The sequence below is a fragment of the Nocardia citri genome, from assembly GCF_054065835.1.
In genome coordinates, this window is sequence record NZ_JBSUQM010000002.1 from 54,762 (window position 1) to 77,904 (window position 23,143).

A 23,143-nucleotide genomic window follows, 5' to 3' on the forward strand; every position below is an offset into this window, starting at 1 on the left:
CTGATCAGCTCGCGGCTGCGGTGCCGCAGCTGCCGCAGAACTTGGCTGCGGGGGTGAGGTCTGCTCCGCATTCGGTGCAGCGGCGTGGGCCGGGGGACAGTGGGTCGCCGCAGTCCATGCAGAAGCGCGCATGTGCGAGGTTGTCGGTGCCGCAGTTGGCGCATACCGGCTGCGTGGTGGGCGGAACCGGTTGTGCGGCAGCTGGGGTCGTTCGATGCTGCCATGGATTGCTCGAGGCGTGTTGCTGAATGGCGTTCAAACCCAGTGCGGCGCCGAGGAATCCGTCGCCGCCGTGGGTATGGCCGTTCGCGAAGCCTTGGCCCGCCCCGAGCGCCATCTCGCCTGCGGCATAACGTTGGAAGTCGCCGGCCAGTCGAATGTAGGTGACATCCTTGGCAAGTCGCTTGATGCGGTCCGCATCCTCAGGCGCCAGGGTGATGTCGAAGTTGCCCAGACGCGGGATGCGCAGGCCGTATTCGTAGAGCGTCAGGTTGGTCTGGCGCACCACGGCGGACTCGATCGGCTCCAACTGGCCGGACAGGCCGAGCACGGTCCAGTCTCCTCGGTAAATACCCTGTGTGACAGCGACTTTCATGGACTTCAGCAGCAGGTCCGCGCTCCAGGACTCCACCGTCGCCGGGACGCTCAGATCGGTGGTGCCCGCCAGTGAGGTGACCAGTTCGGCCGGATCCCGCACCGACAGCGCGAATTCCCCGAAGACCCGAAGCGTCACGACCTGTTCGCTGACCGGATCGGCGATATCGGCCAGGCGCCCGCCGAACTTGATGCCGGGAAACTCGCGGGTGGAGACGAAATACAGTTCGGCGCGGTAGAAGTTGTTGCCGGTCAACGTATCCACGAGCGCGCCCAGGACCGGCAGTTCGTCGGCATCGATCCGATGCCGACCGGGCCCCATGGCGGCCACGACCCGCCCGGACTTGACGAACAGGGCGATCTCATCGGCATTGACGATGGCACGGCTGTAGCGACGGATGTTGACATCCGGCCACTTGTAGACGAGTTGATTCTTGCGGTCCTCAGGGACCGCGATGAACTCCCGTTCGAACCATGCCATGCTCGCGCTCCATCAGCCGTAAACATATCCAGCGTACCGATGTGCAGCGGTACGATCAACTAACGCCGAGGTAGCGGCGGGTAGCGCGGCTCTGTCATGTTTCCGCGCGGTTGTAAGTCTTGATTCTCTATTGAACGTACCGTTAAATAGCGATACATTAAGCAGTGATATGATCGCCGTCACGTGAAAGGCTTCACCATGACAACCGTTCAACACTCCGCGGAAGTGCCGGCGCCCGCGGATGCTCTGCATGCTGAGGATGCGGGCTACCACAAGGCGTTGCGCCCGCGCCAGCTGCAGATGATCGCGATCGGGGGCGCGATCGGGACCGGACTGTTCCTCGGTGCGGGTGGTCGGTTGCACACTGCCGGTCCCGGCCTGTTCATCGTGTACGCGGTCTGCGGCATCTTCGTGTTCTTCATCCTGCGGGCGCTGGGCGAGTTGGTGCTGCATCGTCCGTCCTCCGGATCGTTCGTCTCCTACGCGCGTGAGTTCTACGGCGAGAAGCTGGCTTTCGCGGTGGGGTGGATGTACTTCTTCCACTGGTGCATGACCGGCATCGTAGACATCACCGCGATCGCCACCTATGTCCATTTCTGGGGAGCCACCGAGGCCATACCGCAGTGGTTGATCGCGCTGGTTGCGCTGGCCATCGTGGTCAGCATCAACCTGATCTCGGTGAAATGGTTCGGAGAGCTGGAGTTCTGGGCCGCGCTGATCAAGGTCGTCGCGCTGGTCGCCTTCCTTATCGTCGGCACCATCTTCCTGGCGGGCCGATTCAAGGTCGACGGTGAGACCACCGGCTTCACCGTGCTTTCCGATAACGGCGGCTTGTTCCCGACCGGTCTGCTGCCGCTGGTCACGGTCACCACCGGCGTCGTATTCGCCTATGCCGCAGTGGAATTGATCGGCACGGCGGCCGGTGAGGCGGAGAATCCGGAAAAGATCATGCCGCGGGCCATCAATTCGGTCATCGCCCGCATCGCGCTGTTCTACGTCGGCTCGCTGGTGCTGCTCGGCTTGCTGCTGCCCTACGTCGCCTTCAAGGCCGGGGAGAGCCCGTTCGTCACCTTCTTCTCCAAGCTCGGTATCGGTGGTGCGGGTTCGATCATGAACCTGGTGGTGCTGACCGCGGCCTTCTCCAGCCTCAACGCGGGTCTGTACTCGACCGGCCGCATCCTGCGCTCCATGTCGATGAACGGTAGCGCGCCGAAGATCGCCTCACGGATGTCCAGCGGCGGCGTGCCTTACGTCGGCATCCTCGCCACCGGTGCGATCGCGCTGGCCGGTGTCGGGCTCAATGCGCTGGTGCCGGACAAGGCCTTCGAGATCGTGCTGAACATGTCCGCTCTCGGCACCATCGCGGCCTGGGGCGCGATCGTGATCTGCCAGCTGCAGCTGTTCCGCTGGTCGCAGAAGGGCTTGGCCGAACGTCCGTCGTTCCGGCTGCTCGGTGCGCCCTACACCAGCTACGCCACGCTGGCGTTCCTAGTCGCGGTGATCGTGCTGATGGCATGCAGCCACGAAATCGAGCAGCGCGGTGCGGTGATCGCCATGGCGGTGGTCGTGGTTCCGGCGTTCGTCGGCGGCTGGTTCCTGGCCCGCAAGCGGGTGCTGCAGGTCGCTCAGGAACGCGAGGGCATCACCGGTCAGTTCCCGGTGCTGGCCGAGCGGCCGCGCCGCGAGGGTGAGCCGGTCGTCGTTCTCGACAAGCCCGACGAGGAGTAGTAATCCGATCTCCGCCCCGGACACCATGTCCGGGGCGGAGCTATTCCCATAGAGGGGAATAAGGCGGGCACGCGACGGCGGACGGCGGAAGAGAATGGGTGCCCTGTTCACCGGGCTCGAAAGGTTCCCATGCCGGAACAACCCAGCGCCTCCGAGAATCCGCTGCCGCACCCATGGGCGAATCGGCGGATGCGCGGTACCGAGGTACCGCGACGGACGCCTCATCCCTGGGCCACTCGCGGCATGTCGAAACTCGATCCGTCGCAACGTCGTCAGCATCCATGGTCCGGACCGAGCACCGTGGAACGTACTCCAGCGCACAGGTTCTCCCCGCCTCCGGTGCCCGGCGACACGATGCCGGTGAGCGATCCAGCGACCGGTGCCGATCGCACTCTCGAACTCGACGAGCCGGACTCCGGCCGAAGCGGCCGTTCCCGGCCGAGCGTGCGGCGCCTCGGTGCCGGTCTCGTACCCATGCCGCGGGTGGCGCCGGTCGATCCGCGCACCGCCATTCTCGATGACCCGGAAGTGCCTGAGCTCAAACGGTTCTGCTGGAAATGTCAGGAGCCGGTCGGCCGGCGCACCGCCACCGAGCCGGGTGCGGTGAGCGGCGAATGCGGCCGCTGCGGCTCGCCGTTCAACTTCCGTCCCACCCTGCAGCGCGGCGAACTCGTCGCCGATCAATACGAGGTGCAGGGATCGCTGGCACACGGCGGACTCGGTTGGATTTATCTCGCGGTCGATCGCAATGTGAGCGACCGCTGGGTCGTGCTGAAGGGTTTGCAGAACCCGCTCGACTTCGAGGCGCACGTGGTCGCGCTCGCCGAACGGCAATTCCTATCCGAGGTAGCCCACCCCGGTGTCGTCAAGATTCACAACTTCGTCAAACATCGCTCCCGCCGCGATATTCCGGACGGCTACATCGTCATGGAATACGTCGGCGGACAATCGCTGAAGAATATGCTCGATCTGCGCGGCAAGGAACGCATTCCGGTCGTCGAGGCCATCGCCTACATCATGGAAATCCTGCCGGCGCTGGACTATCTGCATTCCTTCGGATTGGCGTACAACGATCTGAAGCCCGACAACATCATGGTCAGCGAGCACGAGGTCAAACTGATCGATTTGGGTGCGGTCGCCGCCATGGACTCCTACGGCAGCATCTACGGCACGCCCGGCTATCAGGCGCCGGAGATCACCGAGACCGGACCGACCGTGGTTTCGGATATCTATACCGTCGGCCGCACCCTGGCGGCCCTTGCCCTGGATCTGCCCCGGGACCGCGACGGACACTTTCTCGGCGGCATACCCGAACCGGATGAGGAGCCACTGCTGGCGCGCTATCCATGCCTGTACCGCCTGCTGCTGCGCGCCACCGATCCGGAGCCGGAACGCCGCTTCCCGTCCGCGTATTCGATGTACTGTCAGCTCGCCGGTGCGCTGCGGATGGTGCTCGCGATCGATACCGGCCTGGAACATCCCCAGCCGTCGGTCGAATTGAGCTCCATGCGAGACGATTTCGGCACCGATACGCTCATCGGCCAGACCGACGGCATCGTCGACGGTATGGCCCGCATGCCGGTGCTCGAGGCGCACGATGTCGTCGCGGCGCTGCCGACGCCCTTGATCGACAGCGAGGATCCCAGTGCCGAACTGCTGTCGTCCCTGTTGCACGGCGAACCGCGGCACGCGCTGGACGCGCTGCGCCGGGCACACGAACGCATCCGAGCCGGCACGATCGTCGCTCCGGAATCCTTCGACCTGGAGGGGCCGCTGACCGCGGTCCGCGCGTATCTGGACCTGGGGGAGACAGTTCCGGCCTGTCAGTTGCTCGCCGATCTGCGCCCCGACTACGGCGCGGACTGGCGCATCGAGTGGTATGTCGGCGTCGCCGCCCTTCTCGACGGCCATTACGACCGCGCCTGGCTGCATTTCGAGACCGTGCACGGGATGCTGCCCGGAGAGATCGGACCGGAACTCGCCCTGGCCGCCACCGCGGAATTGGTGCTGCAACATCTCGACGATCCGGCCGAATCGGATCGCTGGCACCGGGCCGCGGCCGAGCACTATCGTGCGGTATGGCGGACCAACCACGGCGTGGTGAGCGCGGCCTTCGGCTTGGCTCGCCGACTCGCCGCGGACGGCGAATTGCTCGAGGCCGTAGCGGTGCTCGACCAGGTACCCGCCGCATCGCGCCATCACGGCGTGGCGCATACGACGGGCTGTCTGCTGCTGGTCTCGCGGCCGATCGCCGATATCACCGAGGCGGATATCTGTACGGCGGCCGGGCGGTTGGAGGCACTGTCCGACGATTCGCGAACGCTGCAATTGCAGGTCATCGTGGTCGGGGCGGCCTTGGAGTGGCTGCGGGTCGGCGGGCGGCCGCGCAATCCGGATCGGATGATCCTCGGGTTTCCGGTCACCTCGGCGGGGCTGCGGCAGGGACTCGAAACCAGCCTGCGCGCCCTGGCCAGAACCGCGCCGGATCGCTGGCACCGCTACCGGCTGGTCGATTTGGCGAATTCCGTTCGGCCGCGCACCCGTTGGTGAGTTCCGGGGATGGCAGTCGGCGAAGCCGACGGGGTGGGTTGGCTCAGGGGATGGCAGTTGGCGAAGCCGACGGGGTGGGTTGGCTCAGCGCAGCTGTTGCACCGCGAAGGCGACGATGGTTCCGCCCGCCAGCAGCAGCCACAGCCAGTTGCCGGTGGCGACCGCGAGCGCAACCGCGCCGATCGAGATCGCCGCGCTGATTGTCCGCAGTCGCTGCAACGCGTTACCGGTGGGTGTGGGCGGCGCGGGCGGGATGACGCCGGGCAGGTCCGCGAATAATTCCGCCAATTGTCCTTTGGTGGTCGCCGCCGCGGCAATGGCACTGCGTTCGTCGAACTCGGTCAGGCTCAATCGCCCGGCACCGAGGTGCTGCGATAGTTGCTCGAGCGCCCGTTCCCGTTCCGTCACGGTAATTCGAGAAGCGTGCGCCTCGGTCATATCGGAAGGATAGGCCCCGCCGCCTCCGTTCGATCGAACGAATTGCCAACGGCGGGAATAGTTACGGGCCGTCACGGGGGGCGACGACAGCTCGCGGGCCATAGGTGTCCGACATCGCTGACGTATGCTTACCTACAAGTAATATTTCTGTGTGGTTTCCTAGACATATGGCAGGGAACGTGGAGTACACGATCGATGAGCTGGCGCGCGAGGCCGGTACGACCGTGCGTAGCCTGCGGGTTTACGCCGAGCGCGGCATCCTGCCTCCACCACAGGTGAAGGGTCGCACCGGTTTCTACGGACCGGATCATCTCAATCGAGTGCAGACGATCAGCCGTTTGCTGGACCGGGGGATCAAGCTCAACGGCATCAGGGAACTGCTGGAGGCATGGGATCGCGGTGACGATCTCGGCGACATCCTCGGCGTCGCGGAGCCTGGTGCGACGCAGTCCACCGCGCCGTCCGCTGGCGACACTATCGCGGCGACCGAACTCGAGCAGCGCTATCGCGATGTGCCCCACGGCTTGGCCCGCGTGGTCTCGGCCGGTCTGTACGAGCCGGTGGACGCCACGACCTATCGCATTGCCGATCCGCAGTTGATCCGCATCTTCGATCAGTTGGAGGGCGCGGGCATGCCGGTGGACGCACTACTCGGCGAATTGGAGCGGCTACGCGCGGACTGCGACCGGATCGCCCGCCGCTTCATTGATCTGTTCCACCGATCGGCATGGGAGCCGTATCAGAGCTCCGGGCGCACACCCGCGGATAAGGCCGTGCTCGCCGACCGGGTGGCGGAGGCCCGGATTCGCCCGGGGCAGGCGACCGCCGAGTTGGTGAACCGCTTTGTCGCGAAGTATCTCGAACAGGACAGCGAACTCAACGAGGCGCTGCCCGACGCCTGAAGCGATCGGCTCGCGCGGAAACGCGCAATTCTTGCCCGGCCTGCGGCTGATCTTTCGTTGCCGTGCGTCGCTGACCAGGTCCTTCCTTATTTGCTCTTCCCATATGTGGCGACACTTAGCTTAATGTGCCGTTAGATAGCGATACATTAGATAGCGGGAACAGCACTTCCCGTTCGGCCCGTATCGACGTCGGCCGGCGGGCGAGACAATGATTAAGGAGACGTCGATGACCAACGTCAGTGAACTGTGCGGCGCACCCAGACCCACCGAATGTCCTGACTCGGCACGTAATGGCCAGGGTCGCAACAAGATCCGAGCACTGTCCATATTTGCGGCAATTGCGGTGGGACTCGGCGGATTCGGCTTCGGCGCCGAGACGCCCGCGGCGAACGCCGATATCGGCGTGCGCTGCCTGTGGGCCGGTGAAACCGTTCCGCAGGGTGTGGCGATCGCCGCGGGTGGCTGGATGTACCGGTGCAAATCCGATTTCTTCGGTTTCGCGCGCTGGTCCCGCGAGGGCTACGCTCCCGGTCGCAGCAGCGTGTACAACCCTGGTACCAACGGCAATCCCGCCGGTAAGTTCAGTCCGGGGGCGCAGCAGCCGGGTACCGACTACATGGACTACTGCGTCGGCAGTCAGCTGATCGAGGGGCGCGAGGACATCTATGAGGCCGTTGCGGACGGTCGCGGCGGGCTGTATTGGCGTGCGGCCGGTCCGATTTCGAACTGGACCTTCGATATGAGTGCGAACCGGCCGGGACCGTCGTGGCGGTCGTCGAGCCTGTGCGTCGACGGCAACCTGACCTGATTCGATAGACACGAATCTTCCTACCGTTGGTGCCCTTTCGGCCGGGCGTGCCTACCGCGCATACCACCCGGAAGGGCATCGGTCCGTGTTGACGGTCAATTGGTCACTGGTGGAGGGCAATTGGCTGCCCGATGCAAGTCTGCCTTTCGAGGGGTAGGTGGTACGACGCATCGGGTGCAGAGCGCATACGAATGCGATCGCCGCTCCTTCTGGAGCGGCGATCGCATTCGTAATATAAAGAGCCGCAAAGGGGGTGGTTCAGCGGCCGCCCTCGGCGGGCACCCAGACCCAGCGTCCGCCGTCGCCGCCGTTTTCGTACGAGCCCCGGCTGAAGCTGTTGTCGCCGGAGGCGGGGTGATCCTGATCGGCGACGCGGCGGTTGCCCGAGTTGCTGTTGCTGTACCCGCCGCCTCGTGCGCCGCCGCCATTGCTGTTGCTGTTGCTGTGGTTGCCGGGCGCCGCGATGGTCGACTGAATCGCCATCGCGGCCGGTGTGATCACAAGTGCACCGGCGATCGCGCCGGCTATGACGACCTTCTTCGACTCGAGGTTCATGGTTACCGATATCTCCTTTGTCCCGCCGAGCCCGGACTTGGTCGGTAAGTGGGTGTGCCGGGAATGCAGGTTGTCTGAGATCTATTGTGCCGCTGTTTGACGGCGCAATCAATAGTGAACCGTTGGGAAAATTTCAGCATTCTCGCTAAGTTTTCCCGTATTTTCCGGCTGACGGGGTGCGGGCCGGTATCCGGACCATTGGCGTGGGACTCCAACGCCGCGCGCACTCGCAACCCCCAGCGAACCGGGCCCAGCCGCGCGAGCCGATGCGCCCGCCATCATCGGCCATCGTCTCGAGACACGGGAAATGATCTCAGCCGGTTCTCAGCCACCGACTGGCAGACTTCGCGGCGACCCGCTCCGATCGCCTCCACCGAGAAAGGCATACACCGGCATGCAATCGCCGCCCGCCCGCACCGACTACAAGCTGCCCCAGGTCACCGCCCTGTTCTGGGTGCTCAAGATCGCCGCCACCACTCTCGGTGAAACCGGTGGCGACCTGCTCGCGCAAACCCTGCGTCTCGGCTACGCCGCCGCCTCGCTGCTGTTCGTGGCGATCTTCCTCGTCAGCCTGCTCGCCCAGCTCAAAGCCCGTCGCTTCCACCCCGCGCTGTACTGGACCGTCATCGCCGCCACCAGCACCGCGGGTACCACCATCTCCGACTTCCTCAACCGTGGCCCCGGCTCGGACACCTCCACCGACGCCGGACTCGGCTATGGCATCGGAGCCGCCATCCTCATCACCGGTCTGGCGATCGTGTTCGCGATCTGGCGACTCAGCGGCCAAACCTATGACGTCACCAACATCACCAACCTGCGCGCCGAAATCCTGTACTGGACGGCGATTCTGCTGTCCAACACCCTCGGCACCTCACTGGGCGACTACCTATCCGACAGCTCCGGGCTCGGCTACTGGGGCAGCGCCACTCTCATCGCCGCGATCATGGCCGCGATCCTCACCGCCCACTATCTGACCCGCATCTCCGGGGTGCTGCTGTTCTGGCTGGCGTTCATTCTCACCCGCCCTCTCGGCGCCACCGTCGGCGACCTACTGTCCAAACCGCACGCCAACGGCGGCCTCGGCTTCGGCACCTGGGGCACCACCGCCGCCCTACTCACCGTCCTCATCGCCGGAATCATCTACGGCCACAGTAGAACCCGCACACAACCAACCGCCTCCGACCAACCGGCTGCGGTACTCGAGAACACATAGTCGTTCGCCGGATCCGCAACGGACGATCGAAAGGGATAGCGGAGGGAGCTCGTGGTCGAGGATGACCGCATGATAGCGATGATGGCTGATCAGCAGGTCCGAGCTCCGACGTTTGCGATTGGCACGGTGTCCATGCCGGCGCAACTTGTGCAGTGCGTCGGCCGCATTGTCGTTGTTATCGACCACGATCACCCGCATACTCGATCCCTCTGCGCTCGAATGCACTGTGCCCCGGCAGATTTCGCATGGACCAGGCGGTCGCATTGGGGGCATTAGGCCAGCCGGGGAGCTGGATCATCCGCCACTTCGGGCGGGAATATCCGCATCGGATCGAACCTCGGTCGAACTATCGGCGTGCATGAGCATAGTCGGCTTCTGGGAAGTGTTCGCCGACGGAGCTCCGTACGGCTGCCACGTCATGACCTTCGGCGTTTGCCGCCGTCAGCGCCATGGTGATCTTGGTCAGTATTCGAGTTCGGTCCAGCGGATGGCGATGGGGAATGGGAAGTCGATGGCGATGCCGTCCAGATTCTCGTGGGTCCATTCGCCGGCGAGGATGTAGTTAGCCGAGCGCAGCGGATGGACGCCAGGCGGCAACTGGGCGTGCCCGATCTCGAGAACGTAGGCGCGGACCACTGCGATGGCGCTGGATTCACGGTCCAAGGTCACTTCCCAATACCACGGAATGCCGGCCCCTGCGTAGCGGCCTTTCTTCGCCTCGATATCGGTCTGCGTGTTGGAAGGGGACAGCACCTCCCCGACCAGCACGACGTCGGCGCTTCGAAGATCTTGGTACGGGGATCCGAGGCATCGGTGTACGAGAAAGTCGGGTGTCAAGAAATCGGCCTTGCCGTTGCGCCCGAGGAAGACGTTTGTCTCCGTGGTTACCCGCCAACAGTGCTCAGGATGCCCCGACATGGTCTTTCGCGCGCAGCGCTCGATTGTGCTCCAGAGACGGTTCGAGAAGGTCTGATGCTCCGCAGGGCCGCGCCGCACCCACACCACGCGTCCATTCCACAGCTCGATCTGCTGGGCAATCTCCTCGGGGAGACGCTCCAGCTCCTCCCAGGTCATGTACTCGGGAAGATCCGGACGCTCGGTACGCGGACGGGACATGCCGCAATGGTAGCGGTCGAGGCAGCATCGACAGACCTTATGCGCTCTGTGTGGTGCCGGGCATTCGAGCAGCTCGCACGGACCAAGCGGCGCGTCCCGAGCGCGAGCGAGCAGCCCGGCACCCGAGGGCAAACGGCCACGCCGAACGCACGCTTACCACGTCGAACTCGCTCTGGCTCAGGTGGACCCGGTCCAACGGCAGATCGGACGGCGGTTCAGCTATCCGATGGTGCCGGATTGGCATGAGCCTCGTCGTGCTCTATGTGTGATTGCGGTATGAAGCGGATTACGATCAGTATTCCCGACGACGTGGCAGCCGAGGCCGCCGTCAGTCATGGCGAAGCAACGAACCGTTGGCGGTGGTCCAGGAAGCGCGGGACGACGATCCCGATGCCTTCGCTGGCTGCCTCGCCGAACTCGGCGAAAAGCAGCACGCTGTCATCGAGCTGCGATTGATATAGCAAGAGTCCAACGCTGACCTCGCTCGGGCACTCGGACCGAAAACCCAAGGCCGTCGGCCTGGTCCGGACCGGCGTGTCCGGCCTGGCCGCGCCGCGGTATGCAGCCGAGATCCGCCGCCACGCAGAGCAATTGGGTACTGCTACCTCTACACCGTCCGGCCACCGGAGTATCCGGACACCGACCCGATCGGCTACTGCCTCACCATCGCCACCGGTGTGCAAGCCGCCGCCCTGATCGTCTACGACGTGCGGGAGCCTCGCTGGTCGGCTCGATCGCGGTTTGCGTATCGGCTGCGCTCTCTGGATGTGCGGTCGCCTCGAGCCACTTCTGATAGCTCCATACCGGCGCGAGCCATTTAAACGCGTAGCCGGGCGAATCGCCGGCCGTAATTATCCCCAGGCTGTTTCCGGTAAGAATTGTCGACCGCAGGTGTAACGAGTACGAGTACTGATCGAGATAACCGGCGTAACGATCGTATTCCGGCCAGGCCATTGGACTGCTATTGCGCCTCGGATCATCGGGCTGCATGTTGAAGAACAGCCACAATATTTCGTTTTCGGGAAGATCTGCGTATTGTTCGCGTATCGCTTCGTATCGGCCGAGCTGATGGTCCGACATCAGTTCGGTGCGTATCTGAAAAGGCGCCCATGCGGGGTCGGTCATGCTGTTCGTGAATAAAATCGCTTCGGAGTAGTTCTGACGGTCTTTCCACTCGGTCAGTGTCATCGGCCGGGTGGGTTCGAATGAAGGGTCGATGACCATCGTGGTCAGCTCGCCGTCGGCGCCGAGCATCTCGATTGTGGCGGCCACGTGGTTGCAGAAAGAATCGTAAAAAGGGTTGTGATACTCGCCCGGCGCCGGAAGTAGCCACTGTTCGCTGTAACTCAACGACTCGTCGGTGGCCATCTGCTCGTCGGTGGGGGTCGCACTGACGACGATCAGTTCGACCGGGCCGATGTTCATTCCGGCAAAACGCGCTCCATCGAATTCGACCACACGCTTATCGAGGTCTACAACTCCAATTCCTGCTCTGATGCGGTCCGAAAAGGACGCCGTGGTATGTGCATCCTTCTTCATCACTGCACCGGTGCGATATGCCCACTCCAATCCATCGGCCGAAAGATTCGGTGCGAATGATCGTGCTATCCCTAAGGAATTCCGATCCACTCCGATTCTCAGAAATTCGGAGAGAATGGCTTCCGCCTTCTTCGTGCATGCCGTATTTATATCGAAGGGTAGGGGGAGTTGGGCGGCGAAAGCGGTGAGCGACCGCACTTCATCCGGACCGTAAGGCGTATTCGAAACCGGTCGCGCCCCGGCCGGTTGCGATTGCGGGCTCGGTGTATCCGCCGCTGTGTTGCCGGGCTCGGCGGCGATCGCATCCGGCCGATCGGGTACGGGGTTTCCGCGCTGCGCGCCGCCACCATCCATGCGTACTTCGCCGAGTCGAGGTGCCTGCTTGCGTGCGGGCGTGAATTCGAATTCTCCTCCGTCCCAGGGGGCGTCGGGGTCGGGGACTCCGTCGCCCCAGCCGATGCGGGGGTGGTGCCGTGGTTGTGGGGCGGGGGGTTGATTCGGTGTTGGGCCGTCGGCGGGGTGAGATGGCGATGGTTTGTCGCCTTCGGTCTCGGGTACGAGGGAATTCGCGGGTGTAACGGCTCCACTTCGGTCACTGCCTCCGGCAGGTTTCGCCTGTGCACGACGCTGTGACGATGTGGGCGACTCGGCGCTGCGCCCAGACCACGGACTGGTGGTTCTGCGGTCATACGGTCCTTCGGATGTGGCCGCCGCATCGAGTGGCCGATGTGATTGGTTGCCATCCGCTGTGCCGAGCTGTGCGGGCAGGTTCGTCGGAGACGATGCGGGCTCGTTCTCAGGAGCTGTCGATTCGTGGTGGGAACTCGGAGTTGTCGAATCGGTTTCGCTGGTTTCGGCTGAATCTGTGGGCGCGGTCGGATCCGTTGCTCTCGGCACTGTGGAGTCGGCGTCGGGAGACGAGGTCGGGCCAGCTGCCGCGGGCTGCGGCTCGCCCTTTTCGGACCAGGGAGTCTTCGGACTGCTCCATGGCGTCGGCGCCACCGGTTCTCGGGCGGAAGCGTCGGTGGGAGAGCGTCCGTCGAGCTGGTCACCCGACGTCGAATTCAAGTGTTTCATCAGCAGCGAAGTGTTACGCGGTCCGGCCGGTCGGCGACGTGCGGGGCCCGCAGTGCCGCTGGAAGTCCGAACGCCCGACCGCTCCGCCTGCGGCCGGGCCGCGGTCGGGCGCAGGCCGCGGTACGCCGAATCGACCGGCAGCCAAGGGTGTTCCGGGTCTACACCGGCGGCTCGTAGACCGTTGAGCACGCCTTCGCGGAATACGGCGAAACCGCCGCCGACTGCCCGCGTCGCCTGCAGCGCGTCGAATATGACGCGTCGTGCAAGGGCACCGCGACTATCTCTGCCGGGCGGGTTGAAACCGATACTCACACCATCCGCGACAGGGTAAGACAGGGCCGGTACGGACCGCAGGAACAGGCCCGGGTGTTGCTGTTGATAGTTCGCCAGCCAAGCGGCGAGGGACTCGGCCTGTTCGAACTCGGCAACCCGGATGGTAATCCAGTCGTTTCTCGACGTGTTCGGACCAGCGATCTTTGCCCAGACGACACCTGGAAATTCATCCGGCCGGTCGAAAACCTCGTGCACAATTTCGTTCATCACCGTAGGTGATGTGTCGGGTACGGGATGGCAATAGACGACGAATTTGCTCTGCGTATCGGCATCGTGTCGCCGGAATTGGATGAAGCCGACGCTGCCCGGGTTACCGGAGATTACATCGACGTCATCGGGATGGATCTCCGAGAGACCGAGCATTCTCGACTGGACAAAGGCGGTCTGCTGACCTGGCGGCCGACTGGCGAGGATGCCCACGACTTGTCTGAGGTGAGATTCGGGATCGGTGACCGAACTCGGTTCGGTCGGTGCGATCAGATGCAGGTAGTAGACGTCGGATTCGGACTTGATGGAATCCTGTCCGTCCCAGACTTGCCGGATTGTGCGTTCGAGGCTCTCGCGTGACGGATCTGGTGCGAGGGTGTTCGGGGGAGTACGGTCCGCTGCAGTGTCATCGGGGTAGGTCACTCCAGAGCGGGTGTCGGTGACTGCTGTCGGTGTCGGTGTCGGTGTCGGTGTCGCGGCGGCTCGTCCCGCGCTCGATGTTGCGGCCCGCGGGCCGAGTTGTCGCTGGTCAGAACGCACGGTGTCGGGTTTCAGCCAGCTCTCGCCGAAGTGGTGCCAGTCCTCGATCTCTATCACTCTGCCCGGGAACCGATTCAGCAGGGCGTCATCGACGATGGCCTGGAAGGCAACGAAATCCGGGTTGTCGAGATCCGGATTGTGATAGCAGGCCCAGGCGTGCAGTCTCCCGTCGTCATGATTGCGGTACCGAATATTGCAATTCACCGTCATCGATTTGTATTCGACCGCGATCAAGAAGGGAACTTCGACTTCTTCTCGAAGTTCGTTGTGGCTCGGACCGCGACCCTCGATCGCTTGCAGCACAAGGGAATTCGAACCGTCACTGCTGACGCGGGTCACCGTTCCGGCCATCGATGCGGTGTTGGCGCCGAATACCCGGCCGATATCTCGGTAAGCGATCGAGCCGGACGGGGCTGGGACTTGGGACGCAGCCGTGTGAGTGCCATCGGACACAACCACGTCGGGTTCGGTATCGGGCCGGCGCGTTGTGGTGCCGCCACCACTGTCGCCTCCGTCGTCTGGTTCGTCGGCGAAGATCGGCGGTTCTTCCGGGGGGTTGTCGAGGTCGGCGCGAAGGTTGCGAACCTTCCGATCGGCGGCCTGGTAGGCGGCGATAACCTCGGCTACCGCCCGCTCGCTTTCGGTGGCTGCGGCTGCGCTCGTTTCGGAGTGGGCGGCATCCATGGCCGCCATCAATAGCTCTGCGGTCGCGTTGTAGTGCTCGATCAGCAACGCAAGTCGCCACTGGCCGATTACGGTATTCGGTTGCTCCGCGACGGCCAGCAATTCCTCCAGCAATGCGAACGTATCCTGAAGCGCCCGGTAACGTTGTGTCGCTGCGGCTTCGTCCACCGCATCCGACGCATCGGCAGCCTGGCCCGCCTGTACCATTTCCGCGAAGAGCAGTTCGGACACCAGTCTCAAGCGTTCGATATCGAGCCCGTGCAGCAGACCGGTATCGGCGGCTCTCGTCAGCGCATCTGTCGGCGTCGCGCTGAGCCTTGCCCAGACCTCGGCGAGCGTTCGACGTGCGTCCTGCAAACGGTTCTGCTGCGCTCTCGCCTGCGATGCTCGCGCGGCCGCAGGCGTGGCCTCGCGGCGAGCCTCCTGGTCCTGTGTCGTAGCGTCATACGCCTCGTCCGCCCGGTCCAACCACACTGCCACCGCGGCCGCGAACTGTTCCAGCAACCGTCGCCGGGCGGCGGGGATGGGCGCGTTCGACTCTTCGTGCGCCGCGAGCAACTCATTGATCAGCGCGAGCGTCTGGTCCAGCCGCCTAGCGAGTTCCGCGGTGTCTGGATCGGATGCCGCGTCGTCACGTTCAGCCTCGACCGCTGCGCGCAGGGTCCGCAATCGATCGATGCTCAGGCCCTCGTCCGCATCGGTGGTCTCGCCTGGGGCATGCTCTGGCGATTCTTGTGGTTCTGCCTCATCGCGAAGCGTTGCTACTCGATAAGCCCGTGCCTCGAGATTCCGTACATCGGCACCTGTCGGAAAATGCTCGCGGAGCTCTATCACTCCGGCCGGGAGTCGATCGAATAATGCGGCGATGATCATTTCGCGCAGAGTGTCGGCGAGCGGATCGTCGGCCTCCATGTTCCCGAATACGACCAGTACGTGCTGGCGGCCGTCGTCGTAAATGCGGTAATTGACGAGGCAATCCACCGTGCGGCCGTCGATTTCGATACCGACCGTGTACGGAGCCCTGAGGTGTTTGCGTAACGCGGGGTGTTCCGGTCCGCGAGCCTCGACCGCCTTCAATACCAGGAAGTTCTGCTGGACCTGCGCGCCCACCACCAATCCGGCGATCGAAGTCGGATCGGAATTGCGGATATTCTCGGGTATTTCGGGCTCGTCCCAGACGATCGTGCCCGAAACGGTGTCCTCGTCGGCCGTTGGGGTCGTCTGCGTGGCATCGGCCGATTGCGGTTGCGTCGATGCTGCGGGAGATGGGTCGGCTCTGTATGCCGGGTCTTCCTGTTCGCTGGGTGCGGTCTCGGGTGTTGTGCCCGAAGTCGGTGGGTTGCTCGGCTTCTGAGGGCCGGGATTGACCGGGCCGAAGTTATTGAGTACCCAAGGTGCGTCACCCCTGCGCCGATTGATGAATCCGTGATCGGCGGCTGGATCGACGTCGTTGTAGAACCGAGTCTCCGGGCTGGGGGGCCCGCCGATGGTTCCGCTCGCACCGGTTCCGCGGCCGGGCGGTGTTGTGCGATTGGTTTCATGGTTGACGGCTGATGAGTCGGAACTCGTTGTGCTGGAGTCGCTTTCGTGCGTCTTCGCGGTGCTCGAAGTCTGCGCGGAGGTCGTATCGGTCTGTCTGGTGTGTTGCGTGGTGGGCGGGTTGTAGGTAACTCCGGGACCGGCTTCCGGCCACAGATATGTCACTCGACCTTCGGCATCGACATCGAGGACGAAGGTGACGCCGTCGTATTCGCAGTTCAGCAGCCATTGACGATTCGGTCGGTCGGGGTGCTCGGCGAAGGCGTCGTTGTGAATGGCATGCTCGGCCGCCGTCGCGACGATGGCCATGAAAGCTTCCTCGTCTTCGACCCAATCGGCCGGAAACTTGGCGAATCCCGGTGCCTTACTGTTCGGGCCGCGACTGACCAGCACTTTGCGAACGGTCCGACGGTTGATCGAAACCCGGGTCGGTGGCTGCGGTGGTGGTGGCTGCGGTGCCGGGTTCCTGATCACCCCGGGGCCCCACGCCGGCCAGGCCGTGAGGATCCGTCCGTCCACGCCGACTCGTACGACCACGTGAACACCCTCATGGACATCCTCGAGCTGCCAGAAGTGCGTGGCTCCGGTCCTACCGTCCAGCGACTCGCGCAGCTGCGGGTTGCTCCAGGCTTCGGCGACGGCCCAGGTGACCTCGATGATCTTGTCGTCGTCCCAGTCCGCCGGGAATTCGGTTTTGCCCGGTTTACCGGTGCCGTGCCGGTGTCCACCGCCGGTCGCATCGCCGTCCAGGATGTGCGTACGTCGTTCGTCGTCCAGCCGAAGCGATTCCGGGCGCTGACGTGCGGGACCTCCGCCCCGCCTGGCACTTCCATCGGATCCGCCGGCCAGTGTGGCGGGCTGCGACGGTGGCTGCTGGTCTGGGGCTTCAGTCGGAGTTGGACATGACTCGGCAGCGGCGGCGTCGCCTACGTTGTCCGACCTTGGGGTCCGGTATTCGACCCAGACCGTCTTGCCGTGCCGAGTCACATCGGTGCCGACGGCCTGAGCGCTATCGGTCACGATCCGTGCGCCGCGCCCGTGCTCACCATCCGCGCGGTCCCCCAGTTCGTCCGGGTCGGTCCGGCCGGATTCCAGTGCCGCCGCCGATGCGAATCCCGCCAGCAATGCGTCCACGTCGGCGGAGTTGACGGTGGGAGACGGTGCGACCTCGTCGACCGCTTCGACGTTGCTCTCGGTTTGCCATTTCGGCAGTCGGATCGAGGTGTCGGTGATGTTGATCCGTATGCGGGAATCGTCCGCATCGATGGTGAGCTGCGCACCTCCTTGCTCGGCATACAAGGCCGCGTTGCCGAGCAATTCCGACAAGGCGAGCACTGCCGCATCGATCGTCGGCTCGGGCAGGCGTGTGTTCTGCGACAGGAACTCGCGGACCTCCCTGCGCGCCCTCGACACGCCCCGACGAACCTGGCCGCGTTCGAACGTCATTCGTAGTGCGGGTTCCGACGCGGCGGCCGCCGAATCGTCAGGCCCGGCGGTGAACCACCGTGCGCGCGACCCGTTGGTGTGCAATCGGAAGCCCCACCGTCCCGACCGGTCCAACAGTTCGGTGACCTGTCCCGCCTCGGTCGCCACCACCTCCCCGGTGGTCTTGTGCGGCTCATCACGTACCGGCAGAGTCCGGCTCTGGTCGACCACCTCGACCCGAACACGTTCGGGCCCGTGCGGCCGCACCTGAACATTGACCGGACCCTCCGCAGTCCGAATCAGAGCGTCGAGCATCGCCTCGGCGGCGACGATTTCGGCTTCGGCAGTGAGCGATTCGCGAATCGTCGCGCGTGCTCGTGCCACGGACAGTGGTGTGGCTGGTTGGGTGCGCTTTTGCGCCGACACCCGCGGCACCCGAACCGGTGCGGGTAGGGGTGCTGGTGGTGGGTCTGCCGCGGGTTGTGGCACTGGGGGTGGGGGTGGGGGTTGCTCCTCGGGACGTGGTTTGCGTTTTTTGGGTTTCTTGTCGGGGTCCTCGCCCCTCGTTGCGTGGGCCATCATCGGGACCGGGCGTGCCGGAGCTACCGGTTGCGGAAGGGGCCCTGCGGGGGTGGTTGAGGGGACGCCGCCGCGGGTGGGTTCGGTGGTGAGGGGTGGGATGTAGTTGGTGCCGTGGCGGTCGAGTTGCGGTGCGGCGGTGGGATCAGTTGGGGCGCCGGGAGTTCCGGGGTCGGGTGTGGTGGCGTAGTGGGCGGGTGGGGTGAGTTCGGTGGGGCGGTCGGCTGGTTGGGCGGGCAGGTGTGGTGCCGGGTTGTTGGAGTGGCGGGGCAGGGGTGGTTCGGAATCGTGTACCAGCGGCTTCTGCCCGTCCCGATTTTCTTCGGCGGGCGCGCCAGGGATAGCCGTGTCCGGGATCGGGACCTGTGGTCGGTCGGTGAGTGGTATGGCAGATCCGGTATCGGGAATCGCTGGTGTGGTCGGGTGCGGGACGATCGGAATCGCGTTGGGGGGTGGGCCATCTGGTACGTCCGGTTGGCCGGGGATGTTGTAAGTGGTTCCGGATGGTTTGGTGTATTCGTCCGGTGCGTTGTTCGGGTATTCGTCGACCTGCGGGAGTGCCGGGACGTAGCTGGGCATCGGGGGTTTTACGACGGTCCCGATCTCGTCCTGGTCCGGAAATTCCTTGGGATCGCTAGAAGTCTGGTCGTTGCCCGTGGGCTGTCCGCCGGACATGGCAGGCACGGGTGCCGAGAGTTCGTCGGTGGCATTGTGATTCGACGGCTCATGTCCGCTGAGTGCCGCTGCGCCAGCCAGTACTCCCGGCGTGATCGCATGGGCTGCAAGGTTGTTCGCAGCAGCGCCCGAAAGCGGCGTCGCAGCGTGTGGCGGTTGCGGCGAGTTCGCTTGTGCCCCTTGCTGGTTGGCCAGAGGTTGCGGTGGGTTGGCTTGTGGTGTGGCGTGGGGTTGCGGTGGGTTGGCTTGCGCAGCCTGTGGGCTGGCGTGGGGCTGTTGTGCTGGGGTGGCGGGGAGGAGGGGTGCGTTTGCCTGTGGGCTGGCGGCCGGTGCGGGTGCCGGTGCGCCGCCGGTGTCAGGCGTTGCACCCACCTGGGCGGTAGGGCTGTTCGTCTCCGTCGAGAGTGGCGGCGTCGAAGCGGGCTCGTTGCTCGGCATCGGTTCGACCGGTGTGGCGCTGGCCTCGTGCGGCGTCGCCGCAGGGGAGCTATTGGTCGGTGTGGCGGGTTCACCGGTAACCCGCTCGTAGTCGAAGAAGTCCAGGTGGACAATGCTGCTGTCGTCGGGTTCGGGCGGTAGCTCGCCGGGCCCGTGCGCGGTCGGCCTGGACTGCGAACCCGGTCCGCCGCCGGACGGCGAATCCCCGTGTGTGACAGGTGGTCCCGCTGTGCCTGCGGCCCCATTGCCGGGTTCGCCCAACTCTTTTACGGTGCCGACGTGGGTGTTGTTGTGCTCGGTATGGGGTTTGGGGCTCATCGTCAGCACCGAGCCGGGTGTGGTGGCGCTGGGTTGGCCTTCGGCGGCGGTGATGGTCCCGCCGAGGTTCATCTGTGTCGGATCGGGTCGACCGCGGTGGTATTGGGCAGTGCCGGGGTGATTGGTCGCTGAGGAGGTTCCCGGTGTGGCTATGGTCTCGTGCGGTGCGGGCCCGAAGGATCCGGATCCCTGCTCGGTGAGTTGTCGCAGCGCGTCGTCCCAGGAGCGCCAGCCGTGGCTGGCTTCGGACGACTTTCCGGGGGACCCCGGCGAGGACTTGGGTGTGCCCGGTGGCGCTTCGGGGGGAGGCGAAGACGGCGGGGTACCGCCGTCTTCGCCTCGGCCGAGATCGCGTAAGACGCCGTCGCCGATCTCGTTGATCTCGGCAATTAGTTTTTCATGCGGTCGAAATGCCTGACCTTCACCGGCGGTGTGGGTGGTGGTCGGTGACGACGGTGTTCCCGAGGTCGGGGCTGGTGGTGACGGCTTGCCTGACGACGCGCCCGAGGGCGGGGCTGGTGGTGTGGGTGTGCCCGATGTGGTGGAGGGGGGTGTGGGCTGGTGGGCCGCTGCTGATGTTGGTTGGTTCGGGAGTCCGTCGTGGAATCCGCTCGTCTCGGGGATGGTCTCCTGATGTGGCCGGGGTGTGTCGGCGCTTACGTGTGGCGTGGCCTCAGGTGCTGGTCGGACCGTGAGTCCATCGTTGTGAATGTTGCTGGACAGGTTGATGTCGGGCACGGTTTGTTCGGGTGGCCGGGCGGCGCCTATGGCTCGGGTGGCGCGTATCGCCGCGCCGAATCCAGCGACAACGCCGCTGCCGGCGCCCATCAGGATCATTTGGGCGAGGTCGAGTTTGCTGTGGGTGAGCGCGGACATGGTGGCTGCGCCGGCGGCGCCGCCGGCGGCTCCGCCGGTGGCGCTGGCGAGCATGATGGCCACGGCGCGTCCGGTTGCGCGTGCGGCTGGTGCTGTGGCGTTGGCTCCGATGCGGGTCAGTGCGGGCAGTACCGCGCGGGTAGCCATCGACCCCGCCAGGCCGCCGGCGAACCCGGCGGCCGCTGCCACCCAGACCTGGCCCCAGTCCATGTCGGTGCGGCGTCCGGGTTTGCCGTGGCCTTGGAGGATTTGGGCGTATTGGGCGCCGCTGACGACACCTCCCATGGAGACCGCGCCCATGATGGCCGCGCGGATGGCGAGTCCCGCGCCGGGGAATCGTTCCAGGAAGGCGGCGATGCGTTGGAACAGGAAGGTGAGGGTTTCGCGGCGGGCGGTGGTGGCGGCGGCGTCGGCGGCGATGCGGTCGCCGATGGCTTTGGCAGGTGCGGCGATATCGATGAGCAGGTTGGCGAGCAGGACCGCTGCGATACCGATGACGATGTACTGCTCGAGCTCGATCGCGTTGGCGGAGTCGTAGAGCAGGGTGGCTACCGCGTTGGCGAAGTCTCGTTGATTGCCGGTGTTGGTGATCTCGATCTTCAGCTGCTTATGGATCGCCTCGCCGGTCTCGCCCTGGATCGCCGCGGCTACCTCCGGCAAGAGTTCTTCGAGCTCGCGCAGTGTCACGGTGAGATGTTCGGCTGAGCGTGCCCAGGCGTCGGCCACGGCACGGATGTGGTCGGGATCACCGACCGGGAAGTGGCCGATCACCCAGCGGGTCAGCCAGTCCGGGAAATGGGCTGGGATCGGCACACTCACCGGGGTGTCGATCGCTCTCTGGTGCCCTCGACCAGCAGCCGATACAACACCCGCGCGGGACCACACGCGTCATCGCCACGCAACTCCACCTCGGCGAATGCCGCGACCAAAGCCGCGCGCGGCTGGAACCGACCCTCGATGACACTGCTGCCGCCCAACTGGTCTCGCCACCGCCGGTAGCCCCCGATGATCCGGGCCAGGGTGTCATCGGAGTCCCATGGGCCGTTGATTCGCTCATATTCGGTGATCAGGCAACGCTGCGCCAGCTTCCTGGTGCGCTGGTCCACGTGACCCTCCATGATCCGGCCGAGATCACCGACGATTGTCGAATACATCGGCCGCTCTTCGGATCCAGTCACTGAATCCCCGGATTTTACTGCGGCATAAACCTTTTCGCGCAGTCGCGCCGGGTTCGTGACGAGGGTGCGGTCCAGCAGGATCCACTGCCCGGTGGTCGCCGCTTCCGGCCCGCCATTCGCGCTGTCCCGGGCCACCCGCGATATCCGACTGTCGCCGAGTTCGGTGATCTCGATCCCGCCGAGCTCGATGATCGGATATTTGCCGAGGATGTCGTCGACGGCCGCGATCAGCTGCGCGGCCATCTCTCGTCCGATCCCCGAGGTATCGAAGCCGACGAGCTGCAGGCCGTGTCGATCGGCGAGTTCCCGTATCGCGGCCAATGCCGCCGCATCGGTCGGCGGTTGGATGTGCTGGGCTTTCAGCGATTCGCGCTTCTTCTTGCGGGACTTATCCTCTCGTTTCGACGGGGTGGGGTTCGCCGCACGCCCGCGGCGGGACTGTGGTGGAAAGATCTGTCCCGGTGGGCGACTGCCGGAGCGGGCGCCGGACCATGGGGTGCCGGACAAGGACGGCATTCTCGACCACGGTGTGCCCGCGGCTTTCCCAGCGGACGCGGAATCGCCGGTACTGGGTGGTGCAGTGGCAGCGGGCGGCGTCGAACCTGCGGCGGTCGGGACCGAGTTGCTGGCGGCCGACGGTGGCGCGGTATTCGCGCCGTTTTCGGTCGGGGTATCCGCTTCGGGCTGTTGCGGTGCGTCCTGCCGCACCTGTGGTGTATCCGAATCCGGGTACGAGGGCTGAGTGACTGCCGGGCCGCCGACCGGGTTATAGCCAGCGGACTCCGGTTGGGGATAGGTACTCGGTATGTCGTTCGACTCGGCCGGTGAGCTGGGAGCGGTGCCATCCGATGGGTTTTGTGTTCCGGTTTGATTGTCGGTGTCCGACCTGCTGTCGGTCGGCTGCGTCTGAGCGCTCGGCCACACCGGGTTCGTCCCGGAGTACACCGGCCGGTTCGAGTCGATCGGGGTATCACCGATGGTGCGGATCTGCTGGCCGCCCTGCTGGTCCTGGTCGCGGAACGCATCGGCGGCATCGGCGATGCCCTTACTCAACCCACGTAGATTCTCGACCAGGTTGTGGTATCCCTCCAGCCCCTTTTTCGCCTGTGGCTCATAGGAATCGCCGACCATTTTCCCTGGCTCGTCGTCACCCCAGGGCTTGCCCTCGCGGGCGAGGGTGCTTTTCAGTTCGGTGAGATCTCGCTGTGCGGATTCGGCGACATCGGCAAGCCGGGTGATCAGGGCATGCACGCGATCCGGATCGATATGCAGCGATTGGCCCATGCCCGGTAACCCTTCAACCCTCACCAGCGAAACCGAGAAGGCTATTGCCTGGCGAAGTATCCTACT

The 23,143-nt window shown here is 64.8% G+C and carries 11 protein-coding genes; 5 read left to right on the top strand and 6 right to left on the bottom strand.

Annotated elements, in window-relative coordinates; all coding sequences use genetic code 11:
* Positions 1–4: 4 nt before the first annotated feature.
* On the bottom strand, positions 5–1,075 hold the full coding sequence (locus tag ACW2Q0_RS03930; RefSeq protein WP_457186219.1) for an SPFH domain-containing protein: 1,071 nt from the start codon (positions 1,073–1,075) through the stop codon (positions 5–7).
* A 198-nt stretch (positions 1,076–1,273) separates the two neighbouring features.
* Here ACW2Q0_RS03930 and ACW2Q0_RS03935 point away from each other — a divergent pair, with 198 nt between their 5' ends.
* Together ACW2Q0_RS03935 and ACW2Q0_RS03940 are read left to right on the top strand one after the other, a co-directional pair.
* Complete coding sequence (locus tag ACW2Q0_RS03935) at positions 1,274–2,803, top strand: amino acid permease (protein WP_457186221.1); 1,530 nt, start codon at positions 1,274–1,276, stop codon at positions 2,801–2,803.
* A gap of 354 nt (positions 2,804–3,157) precedes the next feature.
* A complete protein-coding gene (locus ACW2Q0_RS03940; protein WP_457186928.1) occupies positions 3,158–5,353 on the top strand; it encodes a tetratricopeptide repeat protein in 2,196 nt (731 codons plus the stop codon).
* Between the two features lie 84 nt (positions 5,354–5,437).
* Here ACW2Q0_RS03940 and ACW2Q0_RS03945 read toward each other — a convergent pair whose 3' ends face one another.
* A complete protein-coding gene (locus ACW2Q0_RS03945) occupies positions 5,438–5,791 on the bottom strand; it encodes a DUF1707 domain-containing protein (RefSeq protein WP_457186223.1) in 354 nt (117 codons plus the stop codon).
* Positions 5,792–5,958: 167 nt separating this feature from the next.
* Between ACW2Q0_RS03945 and ACW2Q0_RS03950 the strand changes: the two genes are divergently transcribed.
* Positions 5,959–6,693 (top strand): MerR family transcriptional regulator, encoded by a 735-nt coding sequence (locus ACW2Q0_RS03950; RefSeq protein WP_457186225.1) that lies wholly within the window; start codon positions 5,959–5,961, stop codon positions 6,691–6,693.
* 226 nt (positions 6,694–6,919) lie between these two features.
* Complete coding sequence (locus ACW2Q0_RS03955) at positions 6,920–7,501, top strand: hypothetical protein (RefSeq protein ID WP_457186227.1); 582 nt, start codon at positions 6,920–6,922, stop codon at positions 7,499–7,501.
* A 258-nt stretch (positions 7,502–7,759) separates the two neighbouring features.
* Here the strand turns inward: ACW2Q0_RS03955 and ACW2Q0_RS03960 are convergent, their stop codons facing one another.
* Positions 7,760–8,056 carry a hypothetical protein gene (locus ACW2Q0_RS03960; protein ID WP_457186229.1) on the bottom strand — a complete coding sequence of 99 codons (297 nt, stop codon included), beginning with the start codon at positions 8,054–8,056 and terminating at the stop codon, positions 7,760–7,762.
* A 394-nt stretch (positions 8,057–8,450) separates the two neighbouring features.
* Between ACW2Q0_RS03960 and ACW2Q0_RS03965 the strand changes: the two genes are divergently transcribed.
* Complete coding sequence (locus ACW2Q0_RS03965) at positions 8,451–9,269, top strand: COG4705 family protein (protein WP_457186231.1); 819 nt, start codon at positions 8,451–8,453, stop codon at positions 9,267–9,269.
* Between the two features lie 462 nt (positions 9,270–9,731).
* Here ACW2Q0_RS03965 and ACW2Q0_RS03970 read toward each other — a convergent pair whose 3' ends face one another.
* The 3 genes from ACW2Q0_RS03970 to ACW2Q0_RS03980 form a co-directional block, all read right to left on the bottom strand.
* On the bottom strand, positions 9,732–10,385 hold the full coding sequence (locus ACW2Q0_RS03970; protein ID WP_457186233.1) for a Uma2 family endonuclease: 654 nt from the start codon (positions 10,383–10,385) through the stop codon (positions 9,732–9,734).
* Positions 10,386–11,045: 660 nt separating this feature from the next.
* Positions 11,046–21,434 carry a WXG100-like domain-containing protein gene (locus ACW2Q0_RS03975; protein ID WP_457186235.1) on the bottom strand — a complete coding sequence of 3,463 codons (10,389 nt, stop codon included), beginning with the start codon at positions 21,432–21,434 and terminating at the stop codon, positions 11,046–11,048.
* Entirely contained in the window at positions 21,431–23,077 is a 1,647-nt protein-coding gene (locus ACW2Q0_RS03980; RefSeq protein ID WP_457186237.1) for a hypothetical protein, read from the bottom strand. Before ACW2Q0_RS03980 ends, ACW2Q0_RS03975 begins: the two co-directional genes overlap by 4 nt.
* Positions 23,078–23,143: the final 66 nt, after the last annotated feature.